The sequence below is a fragment of the Butyricimonas hominis genome (assembly GCF_014287455.1).
GTDB classification, from domain to species: Bacteria; Bacteroidota; Bacteroidia; order Bacteroidales; family Marinifilaceae; genus Butyricimonas; species Butyricimonas muris.
Genome location: NZ_JACOOH010000001.1, coordinates 221,813 through 234,593, shown reverse-complemented (window position 1 = coordinate 234,593; position 12,781 = coordinate 221,813). Strand labels below are relative to the sequence as shown.

Annotated in this window: 13 protein-coding genes; 9 read left to right on the top strand and 4 right to left on the bottom strand. The window is 45.8% G+C overall.

All coding sequences use genetic code 11. The features are described 5' to 3' along the window. Positions 1 to 109 precede the first annotated feature (109 nt). The 3 genes from H8S64_RS00945 (at position 110) to H8S64_RS00935 (ending at position 5,418) form a co-directional block, all read left to right on the top strand. Positions 110 to 715, top strand: a complete 606-nt coding sequence (locus H8S64_RS00945; protein ID WP_004304269.1) for an RteC domain-containing protein — start codon at positions 110 to 112, stop codon at positions 713 to 715. A 301-nt stretch (positions 716 to 1,016) separates the two neighbouring features. Beyond that, positions 1,017 to 2,147, top strand: a complete 1,131-nt coding sequence (locus H8S64_RS00940; protein WP_004291480.1) for an ATP-binding protein — start codon at positions 1,017 to 1,019, stop codon at positions 2,145 to 2,147. A gap of 16 nt (positions 2,148 to 2,163) precedes the next feature. Next, complete coding sequence (locus H8S64_RS00935; protein WP_117906290.1) at positions 2,164 to 5,418, top strand: P-loop NTPase fold protein; 3,255 nt, start codon at positions 2,164 to 2,166, stop codon at positions 5,416 to 5,418. A 131-nt stretch (positions 5,419 to 5,549) separates the two neighbouring features. Here H8S64_RS00935 and mobC read toward each other — a convergent pair whose 3' ends face one another. The 3 genes from mobC to mobA are packed head-to-tail and all read right to left on the bottom strand — an operon-like array spanning position 5,550 to position 9,253. Beyond that, entirely contained in the window at positions 5,550 to 7,568 is a 2,019-nt protein-coding gene (mobC, locus tag H8S64_RS00930) for a conjugal transfer protein MobC (protein ID WP_004291482.1), read from the bottom strand. 30 nt (positions 7,569 to 7,598) lie between these two features. Further along, a complete protein-coding gene (mobB, locus tag H8S64_RS00925) occupies positions 7,599 to 8,846 on the bottom strand; it encodes a conjugal transfer protein MobB (protein ID WP_004291483.1) in 1,248 nt (415 codons plus the stop codon). Next, positions 8,825 to 9,253 (bottom strand): conjugal transfer protein MobA, encoded by a 429-nt coding sequence (gene mobA / locus H8S64_RS00920; protein WP_004291488.1) that lies wholly within the window; start codon positions 9,251 to 9,253, stop codon positions 8,825 to 8,827. The genes mobB and mobA overlap by 22 nt, the downstream gene beginning before the upstream one ends. 207 nt (positions 9,254 to 9,460) lie before the next feature. Here mobA and H8S64_RS22875 point away from each other — a divergent pair, with 207 nt between their 5' ends. Next, positions 9,461 to 9,649 carry a hypothetical protein gene (locus tag H8S64_RS22875; protein ID WP_255469409.1) on the top strand — a complete coding sequence of 63 codons (189 nt, stop codon included), beginning with the start codon at positions 9,461 to 9,463 and terminating at the stop codon, positions 9,647 to 9,649. Here the strand turns inward: H8S64_RS22875 and H8S64_RS22675 are convergent. Further along, positions 9,567 to 9,764 carry a hypothetical protein gene (locus H8S64_RS22675; RefSeq protein ID WP_431849728.1) on the bottom strand — a complete coding sequence of 66 codons (198 nt, stop codon included), beginning with the start codon at positions 9,762 to 9,764 and terminating at the stop codon, positions 9,567 to 9,569. The genes H8S64_RS22875 and H8S64_RS22675 overlap by 83 nt on opposite strands. A gap of 170 nt (positions 9,765 to 9,934) precedes the next feature. Between H8S64_RS22675 and H8S64_RS00910 the strand changes: the two genes are divergently transcribed. The 5 genes from H8S64_RS00910 (at position 9,935) to H8S64_RS00890 (ending at position 12,781) form a co-directional block, all read left to right on the top strand. Continuing rightward, on the top strand, positions 9,935 to 10,690 hold the full coding sequence (locus H8S64_RS00910; RefSeq protein WP_005643916.1) for a ParA family protein: 756 nt from the start codon (positions 9,935 to 9,937) through the stop codon (positions 10,688 to 10,690). Positions 10,691 to 10,695: 5 nt separating this feature from the next. After that, complete coding sequence (locus H8S64_RS00905; protein WP_004311202.1) at positions 10,696 to 11,145, top strand: DUF3408 domain-containing protein; 450 nt, start codon at positions 10,696 to 10,698, stop codon at positions 11,143 to 11,145. Further along, positions 11,142 to 11,531: a DUF3408 domain-containing protein gene (locus H8S64_RS00900; protein WP_299338276.1), complete on the top strand. Its 390-nt coding sequence runs from the start codon at positions 11,142 to 11,144 to the stop codon at positions 11,529 to 11,531. The genes H8S64_RS00905 and H8S64_RS00900 overlap by 4 nt, the downstream gene beginning before the upstream one ends. Further along, on the top strand, positions 11,528 to 12,268 hold the full coding sequence (locus H8S64_RS00895; protein ID WP_032595736.1) for a hypothetical protein: 741 nt from the start codon (positions 11,528 to 11,530) through the stop codon (positions 12,266 to 12,268). Before H8S64_RS00900 ends, H8S64_RS00895 begins: the two co-directional genes overlap by 4 nt. A 201-nt stretch (positions 12,269 to 12,469) precedes the next feature. Then, complete coding sequence (locus tag H8S64_RS00890; protein ID WP_004311205.1) at positions 12,470 to 12,781, top strand: DUF4134 domain-containing protein; 312 nt, start codon at positions 12,470 to 12,472, stop codon at positions 12,779 to 12,781.

Genomic DNA, 12,781 nt, shown 5'->3' with positions numbered 1-12,781 from the left:
ACTTTGTAAAATTGAGTGTTGGATTTTTTATTTTCTGCCGCGTTTTTTGCCAATTATATTCATGTGCGCACGCAGAAAACAAAGTGTAATTTTCAAAATTGACAGAACCATGAATTATTTCTTGCTGGCGGAAACCGACTTTTTCCGCCTGATAAACGAAGCCGGCGACTGCAATATGGAAACGGCATACACGGCTTTCGCCACCCAAGTGATCGAACTGTGCAACGGCGGCATGGACATGAACCTTACCGTCATCGCGCTTGCCTACATCGAAATCGAGTTGCAGCACCATCCCGTACGTAATCTGTCAGAAGAAAAAAGAGAGATTGCCGCCTACGTCAGCAAGGCTCTGTCTTTCGTAAGAAAGATGCAGAAATTCCTTGCCACGCCCCAAGTGCCACCACTAATATCCGCCAACAACGCAACAGAAACCACCGCCAGCCTTCTTCAATGGACGGGCAATGCCATCGACCTCGTGGAACTTATCTACGGCATAGACGTGATGGGCTGCATCAACAACGGCAATATGCCGCTCAAACAGCTCGCCCCACTTCTCTATAAGATATTCGGGGTTGATTCTAAAGACTGCTACCGCTTCTACACTGATATCAAACGCCGGAAGAACGAAAGCCGCACCTATTTCATTGACAGGATGCAGGAAAAACTGAACGAGAGAATGTTGCGTGATGAGGAGTTGGAGCGGATGAGAAAATAAAAAAATATCCATTACATATGAGAAGACAGGAATACTCGTATCCTGTCTTTTTATTTTCATTTAATTATATATTAATTAGCACAATATATGTGAGTTTTTCATTCCTATAAGGACAAATTTCAGAAACGTATGTCTGGTAAATTATTGAGTCATCATAGTATGAACATATATCATTACTAAAAACAATGAAACAACTTCCATAAGATTGTGGTTGTAAAAATCGCCATTTAATAGCCCGTTTTTTTTGTAAAATTCGCCAATTAAAAAAATATGATTATCTTTGCATTATATTTTATAAGGTATGGAAACAGTAAATAGAATACTTCAAGAGAAGATTACAGCACGAATCGCGCCCAATAAAGCAGTACTGATTTTTGGTGCTCGCCGTGTTGGTAAAACGGTAATGATGCGTAAAATTGTGGACAACTATTCAGGTAGGACGATGATGCTCAACGGCGAAGACTACGACACATTAGCACTATTGGAGAATCGCTCAATAGCCAATTATCGGCATTTATTGGATGGTATTGATTTGCTGGCTATTGATGAGGCACAGAACATACCACAAATCGGTAGTATTCTGAAGTTGATAGTTGATGAAATACCGGGAATAAGTGTCTTGGCAAGTGGTTCTTCGTCATTCGATTTGCTGAATAAGACTGGTGAACCGTTGGTCGGCCGCAGTACGCAATTTCTCCTTACACCATTCTCGCAACGGGAAATCGCACAGACGGAAACGGCACTTGAAACCCGCCAGAACCTCGAAGCGCGCTTGATTTACGGTTCCTATCCCGAAGTAGTAATGATGGAGAACTATGAACGTAAAACAGACTACCTACGTGATATTGTCGGTGCATACCTGCTTAAAGATATCTTAGCAATTGACGGCTTAAAAAATTCGAGCAAGATGCGCGATCTACTGCGATTGATAGCTTTTCAGTTGGGCAGCGAAGTTTCTTACGAAGAGTTAGGTAAACAACTCGGCATGAGCAAGACGACCGTTGAAAAATACCTCGACCTATTGGAAAAGGTCTTCGTTATCTATCGTCTGGGGGCTTATTCGCGTAACCTACGCAAGGAGGTTACAAAAGCTGGCAAGTGGTACTTCTACGACAACGGCATTCGCAATGCCATTATCGGGGCTTTCTCACCGCTGGCCATTCGGCAGGATGTCGGTGCGCTGTGGGAGAACTACATCATCGGAGAGCGGCGCAAAGCGAACTTCAATGAGGGACTGCACAGGGAGTTCTATTTCTGGCGCACCTACGACAAACAGGAAATCGACCTGATTGAGGAGAGTGCCGACAGTCTTACCGCCTTGGAGTTCAAGTGGGGAAATAAAATGCCGGCCGCACCGAAAGCCTTCCAAGAAGCCTATCCCTATGCCGAGTTTCATGTGGTAAATCGGGAGAATTATTTGGAGTTCGTATAATCAATAAATTACGTATATGGAAACAAAACTACAATCCAAACAGCAATATCCGCGGTTTATCCAAAATAAACCGTGTGGTATTGACAAATTCGATGGAGGTTCGCAAGAAAGGTTGGCAAAAACTATTGCTCGCCATTTTTGTCAGAATGATTCATTGGATGAGGAATGTACTTTACCTCGAATTATCGGCATCGAAGGTATTTGGGGATCTGGAAAATCCAACGTGGTTAAAATGTTGGAACGTGAATTATCAGACGACTATTACTTTTTTGAGTATGACGCATGGGGACATCAAGAGGACTTGCAACGCCGCTCTATATTGGAATTGCTTACAAGCAAACTTATTGATGATGGTATCCTATCTGGAAATGCAACAATAAAAGTCAAAGGTGGAGGTACGAAAACCGTATCATGGTCTGAAAAGCTGAAATATTTATTAGCCCGTAAAACGGAGACCGTAACCGAAAAATATCCCCTTATCAGTAATGGTATGGTTGCGGCATTTTTGGTTGCAGTTTTAACTCCGATATTTACATTTATTGCGTATGCAGTAAAACCTACACCCACAACATGGTGGTTTTCTTTATTGTCTATTATCATAGCTGCACTGCCAGTTCTTATTGCATTGTGCGTTTGGAAATGGGCATATAGCAAAGATCATAAATATGGATGGAGTTATATGTTAGCTATTTATCAAGATAAAGTCGAAAAGGACGTTTGCTATGAGACTTTGAGCGAAGACGAACCAACGGTTTACGAGTTCAAAACATGGATGCAAGACATTTCTGATTTTATCAAGGAAAAAGGACAACGTAAATTAGTCCTTGTTTTTGACAACATGGATCGTCTCCCCGCTGAAAAAGTAAAAGAATTATGGTCTTCTATCCATACGTTCTTCGCCGATAGCGGTTTTGAAAATGTTTGGGCTGTTATTCCTTTCGATGAAACACATTTAGCTTGTGCATTCGGAGATGAGACCGACGAACAAACGAAACAACTGACCAAGTATTTTATCAATAAAACTTTCCCTATTGTTTATCGTGTTGCTCCTCCTGTTATTACCGACTATCGAAGTATATTCAACAAACTGTTTGTTGAAGCATTTGGAGAAACAGAAAATGAAGCGAAAGAAACTATAAATCGGATATTCAGATTGGTAAATCCTAATGCCAATGTTAGGGAAATTATATCATATATCAATGAGATGGTCGCTCTTAAACAAGAGTGGTGTAACGAAATTTTGATGATAAACATAGCATTGTTCTGTTTGAAGAAGACGGATATTCTGGCAAATCCAGTAGAACAAATATTGTCCGGCGACTATCTGAATGGCATTCAAACAATAATTAACAATGATCTGCAAACACAACGCGAAATTGCAGCTTTGGTATATGGTGTCGATGTTGAAGATGCTCGACAAATTCCATTGAAAAAATATATTGAAGGCTGCATCAACGGAGAAGAAGACCACGACATAAATCAATATGCAGAGACTAATAAACAATTTGACACTGCATTAGAAGAAGTTATACAATGTATGGACAATGCGCTTATCGATAAGATTATACATTGTTTGCATAAATTAACTCGAAAGAGCGATGTTATTCTGCGTGTATGGCAAAGAATAGCACAATTGAAATTAAAAGAATCCATAGAGAAGCAGGTGTTCCCTGTCGAATACCAAGAACTGCTGTTGCATTTAGACACGGAAAGCCAAAACCATGTGATTGCTCAATTATATAAGAAGATAGTTCGGTTCAATGACTTCAATGGCGGCGACTATTTCAAAACGTTAGATGCAATAGACAGGTTTATTGCGCAAAATAAGTTGGCGTGCGATTTTACGTCATTGATTGAAGCAAAAACAGTCAAGCCAAATACATTTATCGATTATATTCAAGCTGCAAATGCAACAGATGCTGCCTATCGGGATAACGCGACAACTAAAGCATATAAATATTATCAAGTAGCAACAAATTCGGAGGCGCTCGATAATTATTTGGCAAACTTACTACCCGATAATTTCGACCATGCAGATATTGTAAAAACGTTAAAAGATAATTCTACCTATACGTTTCCAACGCTTTTGCAAGCGATCACGAATTGCATTGATGAACAGAATGTAAATAAAGATAATATAGGGGCTATATTTACAACCTATCGTTTATTGGCATCTGACGAAGAAAGACCTTTACCTGTAACGTTAGATTCAACCTACATAAATCAGTTGCATTCTGAATTAGAAACTGATGGCCGAAACATTAAAGAGTCTGGATATTACGATTTAGTCGCCATGCAATTGGCACATGGTCATTCCGTTTCCTTAATAGAGGGTGGAGATATAAAATATGTTGCAGAACTCATGGACTATTATGTGGATCATGGAGACTTATTAGTAAATAGTGTGGGATGGAATATACCGCTATTAAATGAAACACTACAATACATGGTAAATCATAAACTTGGCTATAAATTATTGCTCTCAGACATATTGCCCCAATTTGAAGATATTAAGAACAGAATAGGTGTAACGGATGAGGTATTTATCGAGCATTTAGCAGAGTGGAATACCGATTTGGATAAGTATATCACTAAGAACAATATTAAAGATGTAATTCCTGACGCATCTTTTTACGATTTGACCACTAAAATAAGCAATGTCCTGACCGATCATATCAATAAAATAGCGTTCGAAGCGTTGTCTGAAATAAGTGTTGATACATTATACGCCCAAAGAACAGCACATACATCATATTATTGGTTTGTCGCAATAAAACATTTACTGGCTAAAATCAAATCCTTGCCAGATAACTTGACTGAATTTGGCAAAAAGATTCTGATGGATATTGCTTCTGGAACTCAAAGTTTGAATCCTTTCCCTAATTGTTTCAAGAATATAGTTGAAAGATTGGATAAACGAAAAATTAAATCGACAGTTACCGATATAAGAAATGATTTCTGCATCGGTAAAAAGACTATCAATGCAATAAAGTTTCAATTTTTCGAAACATGGCTTAGATCGCATGGTAATTTGAAAAGTCAAGCTGGAGACGTTATTGATAAAATAGTGAAACCTGTAATTTCCGATGGGGCATGCCGTTCATTGATTCTGCAAAACAAAGATTTTTATATGGATTTAATAAATACAGCAGGGGATGATGCTTATGAATTGAAAAAGAGTCTCCGAAACCTCATACAAAAAGATTCAGATCCGCAATTGGTTAAATTTGTCAATTCGATAGATTCAGTACCTGAGGTTGAAACCGCGTAAGTATTTGTCTAACAAGTCCGAATTTTACGATTTTACCCGTCAGAACTGAAGTGCCCCCCAAAAAAATTGTATCCAACTTTTGGGGGTCACTTCAAACTTCGATAGGGATAATTTTCAATTTTGGGGACTTGTTAGACAGTCTCATTATCTGGTAGCAGTTTACACAGCACCGGATCGTTTTTGATACGCTCCAGTTCCTCCTGCACAATCTGCTTCACCTCTTCCTTGATGCGCCGGTAGTTCGCCTGCACCGTTTCCTTCATGCGGTCGTTGCCGTCCTCGTCCGTGAAGTTTGTAATGACGGGAATTTTCTTGTAGGCACTTTCTTCCCGTTTCACCTTTTCGGCATCCACCACAATCTCGCAATGAAAAATCTTCTGCTCGATACGCTCGTTGAAGTTGTCGGATACAGAACCGACAAACATTCCCTGCGTAAGCCCGGAAATCTTACTCGGTGGAATGAGCGCGTCCATCTGCGTGTTGATGGAGGTGGAAACATCCTGCCGGTTGATGGAGATGGACTGCCGTTTCTGCAACACCTTACCGAACCGCTCGGAGAGCGTCTTGGCTGTTTCCCCCACCACCTGACCGGAGAAAATATTGCCGACAGTGTTCATCACCACTTTCGCCTCTTTGTCCCCGTAGTCACGCACTAACTGGCTGAAATCCTGAAAGCCCAGACACACGGCAACCTTGTTGCTTCGGGCGGTAGCTATAAGATTGTCCAACCCTTTGAAGTATATTGTGGGCAACTCGTCGATGATGACCGATGACTTCAGCATCCCCTTCTTGTTGATGAGCTTCACGATACGGGAATTATACAGACCGAGTGCCGCACCGTAGATATTCTGACGGTCGGGATTGTTACCCACGCAGAGGATTTTCGGCTCTTCGGGATTGTTGATGTCCAGCGTAAACTCGCTGTCTGACATCACCCAGTAGAGCTGCGGTGAAATCATCCTCGAAAGCGGGATTTTTGCCGACGCTATCTGACCCATGAGCTGCTCCGCAGCCCCTCCAAGCCACGCATCCATGAACGGCGAAAGGTAGTTCTCCAGCTCCGGATAAGAGGTCAGTATCGGAAATATATCCTCGTAACGGCGGTTCAGAAACTCGATAGCATGGGGAAACGTGCAAAACTTCCCGTTCTGATAGATTTTGAGATACCAGATAATACTGGCAAACAGAATGATAGGTGACTCCACGAAGAAGTCGCCCTGCTTTTGCACCCACGTTTTATTGAGGTTGAGCATTATTGTGTAGGCACTCTCATAGGCATCCGTAATATCTTCCATAAAATCCGGGTGAATGGGATTGCACCGATGAGAGCGTCGCGGGTCGTCGAAGTTGATCACATAGAACTTCGGCTTTACCTTGTAGCCGTCCGGGTGGTTCAGCAAATGGTTGTAGGCAATAGTAGATAGGTCGGGATACTTGAAATCGTAGATGTATTGACTAAAGCCCTTTTCAATCTGTTGCTTGATAAAATTGTTTACCACGGCATAGGACTTGCCGCTGCCCGGCGTACCCAACACGATGGACGCACGGAAGGGATTAACTACATTGATCCAACCGTTGTTCCAGCGTTTCCTGTAATAGAAACGTGTCGGCAGATTGACCGAATACTCGCTTTCGATAAGCCTCGTTTCCTGCATGAAACTCTCGTTCTCGTTGTTGAAAACATCCTCCATCAAATTGTGTTTCAACAGGCGGCTCATCCACAGACCACCCATCAACAGGCAGACATAGCCCGTTCCAATGGTAAGGACATACAGTCCCGTCACCGCTTCAAGCGGCAGCGGCAGGGGCAGCAACCACCAGTTCAGGAAAAACAGCACGAACCCGACGGCAAATGCTGTCCAGATTCTCCCCCAAGTGATTTTCTCACCCTTGACACCCTTCGTACCCAGACAGGACAAGGCAAGCAAAAGGACGGAAAACAGCTTCGTGTAGAGAATGGAATGGAACAGCCCCGCCGTGCGGTCGAAGTTCAGAAGGATTTTGTCCACCACGCCGATGTTCACGCCCCACAGCCGGATGGCTTCGTAGCAGAACCAGTACACGTTCATGACCACTAAAATGATACTCACGGCACGCAGAAAATCCATGATTTTCGCCAATGCCCTCAAATCGTCTTCTTGTTGTGACATACATTGATTTTTTAATTGTTGATACTCTGATTACATACCCAAGCCCTTGCGTTTTTTCTTCTTTTTGCGCTTCATCGCCCGGATGAAAGCCTCTTCCTCGGCATCTACCGCCGGACCTTCGGGAGTGAGCAAGCCCATACCGCCCGATATATCTTCACTGTCGTAGGCGGTCTGCCCGTGTGCCTTGTCCGCAGCATCCACAGGGATGGATAGCGGTATCGGCGGTTGTCCGGCGTATGGCAGGGTGAAGTGTTCCTGCAAGGCATTCGCCGAAAGCTCCTTACCCATGCGCGAACCGTTCAGCACGCATCCCGTGCGGTGGTCGATGAAGGTAGCCCCATAGATGCGCCCTTCCTCTGTGTAGCGCAGTACGGTGTCGATGCCCTTCTCTTTGAGTTGGGATACAAATTTGTCCTTGTCATAAGTGCCTTGCAGCACGGAAAGGACGGTGCGTTTCGTCATGTCTGCCAGTTTCCTATCCTTGATTTCCGATTTGGAACGGACAAACTTCTTCTGTACGGCTTCATAGCCTGCGGACTTCCCGAAAAGCGAGGATTTGAACGGGTTGCCCACCTTGTTACCCTTGTCGTCCGTGACGGAATAGACCAGCCCGTGATACTCCCGTCCGCGCACGTTGCCCCTCGCTTCCTCCACCGTCATATTATATAAGGAAAGGAGCGCACGGTATTCGCCCATCGTCTGGAAACGGTACTGCCCATTCAGAGCCTTCACGGTGTTGCCTACCTGCTTCTTCACATCACCTGCCGATGCGGCCACCTTGCGCAACGGATTATCCAATCTCTGATTTTTACGTTCTGCCGGATGCAATCCGTACTTCTGTTCCAGTTCCCTGCGGATACGGTCGCTGCGGCGGTAGAGAAAATCCCGGTTGAGCCTTTTCCCGTTCTCGTCCACGTTGACCGTCACGATGTGCAGGTGGTGGCGGTCGATGTCCTCGTGCTTGAATACAAGATAAGGCTGGTTTCCGAAACCGAGTTTTTCCAGATACTCGCGGGCGATATTCTGCAACTCAATATCGGTCAGCACATCCTCCGGGTGCGGGTTGAGAGAGATATGCACCACCGGCTTCTCGATCTTCATCTGCGGTGGCAGGAAGGTGAGAAAACCCTCCATCGCCTTGCCTATGTCCACCGTTCCCGAACCGTCATTGTAGATGCGGTTGGTGGTGAGAAGCCGCCCCTGCGCCTCGTTAATCTTCTCCCCGTTGTAGGCAATCGCGCCGTACAACGAACTTCCTACACTGATTTTTGCGACCATTTTGCCTCCATTTCCCTTGAAAGTTCCACAATCCGGCGGCTCAGTTTCACGAGTTCGACGGTGTGTTGCTCTAATTTGTAGAGCAACGCCATCGCCTTTTTCTCTGAAAAATGCAGCCTCAGTTCCTTCACGACTTGGTTGTAATTCGTACCCACGGCACGGAATTGTGCATGAAAATCCGACAGTTTGGTGTAATAGTCCACCAACGTCTTGTCCACCTTCAGCACCTTGAACGGTTGCCCGAAGAAGTGCGCTTTGAGGAAAACAGACCGTGCATAGACACCCGATTTTCCGAACATGGCGAGGAAACGGTTGTGTTCCTCCTCGTTGAAACGGACGGTGTACCGGTACACCGCCGGATCAAGTTTGGGATTTCTCCCTGATTTGCTTTTCCTTTTCTCTTTCATATTACTTTGGATTTAGCGGATTGACGGCATAAGCCGCCGCTTCGGATTACAGCACCGCAGTTCTGAAAGGCTTCCCGACTTCGGAGGGAAAGCCCGCCCCCTGCAAGGGCAAGTGCTTTTCGTGGCTGCTCAAAATATTTTGAGCGGCTGAAAAGACATCTTGCTATGTTCAGGTGAACATAAAAATCCGTCGGGGACGGATTGGGGATGATTCCTTTCAAACTCCGGGCTGCGCTACCTGCGGCGTACCCTGCCGTTCGGGTGCAAAGTTACGCCCTTAAGGCGATGTCCGACAGAGGCTTGACCCGGACAATCAGTGCCAACCGGCGCAACGTGCTGCCACTTGCCGGAGAAGTGATACAAGTTCCAAAATATCCTTGTTTATTTGCAGTGTGATTCGGATGTGGGACTGAAAATACACTCCTTCCGCCGGATGTTCGGACAGCAATCCGGGCATCAATCCAAACGGTTGAAAACAGGTGTATGTATTCAGATAGTTTTCCAAGCACACGTCCGTGCGGACGGATAAAAGCATGGACGGTTGGACAAACCGATGAATACCCGCAGGCACAGCCGGATTAAGGAGTGAATAAATAAATGAATGGGAGTGCGTGCGTACGTACTAATGACAATACGCTACCGCCACCGGACAGATGTATAACCAAATAAATTATCAAAAAAATGAAAGAAGCAACTTATGTGGCAATCTCCACGCAGAAAGGTGGAGCGGGTAAGACAACCCTGACAGTGCTTGTAGCAAGCTATCTGCACTATGTGAAAGGCTACAACGTAGCCGTGGTGGACTGCGATTTCCCGCAGTACAGTATCCATGACATGCGCAAGCGTGACATGAAAGCCGTCATGGAGGACGGGCATTACAAGGTGCTGGCGTATGAGCAGCTCAAACGACTGAAGAAGAACCCGTACACCATCAGATGCAGCCGTGCGGAAGATGCGGTAAAGACCGCCGAAAATCTGGTGGCAGCGCAGCCCGACCTCGATTTCGTGTTCTTCGACCTGCCGGGAACAATCAACAATGCCGATGTGGTGCAGACCATTTCCCAAATGGACTATATCTTCACGCCCATCATCGCCGACCGTGTGGTGATGGAGAGTTCCATCAAGTTCGCCACTGTCATCAACGAACAGATGATAAGCACGGGCAAGTCCGGCATCAAAGGGATTTACCTCGTGTGGAACATGGTGGACGGACGCGAAAAGACTGAACTTTACAAGGCATACGACAAGGTCTGTGCCGAGTTCGCCCTGCCCATTCTGGAAACACATCTACCGGACAGTAAGCGCTTCCGCAAGGAGACGGCGGCAGAACGCAAGGCGGTATTCCGCTCCACGGCGTTTCCGGCGGACAAAATACTGGTACGCGGCAGCAACCTCGACAAACTCGTCGATGAGATTCTCGGCATCATCAAAAACTGAACGGCATGGCAAAGAAAACAAGAATCGAGGACATCGACAGCGAAGCCGTAATCAACTCATTTCGACTGGACGATACAAGCATTCCGCCGGAAGCGAGAAGCACGGACGGGAACGCTCCTGTCCCACCTCCGAAAGAAGCGATACAAGAAGCCGTTTCTCCACCCGCCTCGCACTCCAAAGAGGAGCCGGAACGCAGGCGCAGGAACAGCAAGCCGGAAAAATTGGATTATGACACAGTATTCATATGCGGTTCCAATATCACGGCAAGGCTCGGCAAGCAGGTCTATATCCGCAAGGAGTACCACGACCGCATACAGAAGATGCTTCATGTAATCGGAGGCAACGAAGTGACTATCGCGGCATTTCTTGACAACGTGCTGACACACCATTTCACGCTGTTCCAAGACGAGATAGCCGAATCGTTCAAACGGCACATGGAATCCTATAATTTATAAACACTCAAAAACAACAAAGAAGTATGAAAAGAACAAATAAGAACCGTCAGGCTGAGTATCTGCAAACAGGAAAGAGTGAAAGAACCGCTGTCCGTGCAGCAAAGTGTGTAACCGACTACGGGCATGAAAATACCGACGTTGACTTCCGCAAGGATAAAGGCAGAGACAAACCGCTCTCGACTTTCCTGCAAGCATCGGAAATCAAAACGCGGCAATGTATATACATCAGCCGAGAAATTCATGAGAAAGTCGCTATCGTTACCAGTCGGATGGGAAACGGTTTGAGCATCGGCAAGTTTGTGGATAACATCCTCCGCGACCATTTCCGACAATACGGGCAGCAGTACATGGAACAGATTGAAAACGCCCAAAAAGTAAGATTATGACAAAGGCGTTTTTAATCGTATCGGTTGCTTGCAACGTGTGGTTTCTGTTTCTGCTGTTCTATGACCGCATCATGGACATGAAGCTCATCCGTTTCTTCAGACATATTGCCGGGCTGTGGCGGTCATTGGACAGTACGGTGGCAGAGCAAGGAAAGGATAAGGAAATACCTCACGCAGACACCTCGGACATCATTGGCAAGAGCCGTTTCAAGATGGCATCGACCCGGACAACCGCTGCCATACCGACGCAAGAAGCCGCCACTTCGGAAAAAGGCATTGAGCTGTCGGAGGAAGAGGCTACTTTTGACGACGGAAACACGGAAACCGTCTCACGCCCGACACAAGTACCGGAGGACAAACTCGATGAAACCTTCACGAGCATCCCGCCCTCGGAACTGGAGTACGGAGAAGATGAACCGGAGGATGAAGAACCAGACAAAAAGCAGGCTTCGGGAAGTAGCTTCGAGGATATTGACATGGCAGTACACACCATACGGAAGGAATCACCATCCGATGAGGAAATGCGACACGCCGGAAAGGTCATGACGGAACTGGACGGGACAGAGCTTTTCACAAGAATAACGGAACGCCTGACCGATGAAGCAATGAGCGAGAGGATTGCAAAGGCGATGGCAGTTTTCGTGGACACGGTGAACATGACCGTGACACAACAAAAGGAAAAGGTGTTCGTGATTCCCGACAACATCGAGGAGTTCGACTTCCGAAACTATGTATAACAACTAAAAAAGAATGGAAATGAAAACGTAAAATGACGACACCCACGCGCACGGCGGTACAAGGTACAGCCAACCCGCAACGGACAGCCCCAAGTCCGTAGAAACAAACGGGCAACCACTAAAACCAAAGTAAAGTAATCAAGTATCAACCGCCCGAAAAAGGACTATCCACCCTTTGGACGGCACAAAAAAGAACAGTTTATGAACAAGAACATCAGACAAAAGTTAATCATCGCTGCGGCACTTATGATTGCCGCAACCGCCTCCGCTTTCGCACAGGGAAACGGTCTGGCTGGCATCAACGAAGCCACCTCTATGGTGAGTTCGTATTTCGACCCCGGCACGAAATTAATCTACGCCATCGGCGCGGTAGTCGGGCTTATCGGTGGCGTGAAAGTGTACGGAAAATTCTCGTCCGGAGACCCGGACACCTCGAAGACCGCCGCCTCGTGGTTCGGGGCTTGTATCTTCTTGATTGTCGCCGCCACTATCCTGCGCTCATTCTTCCTTTAA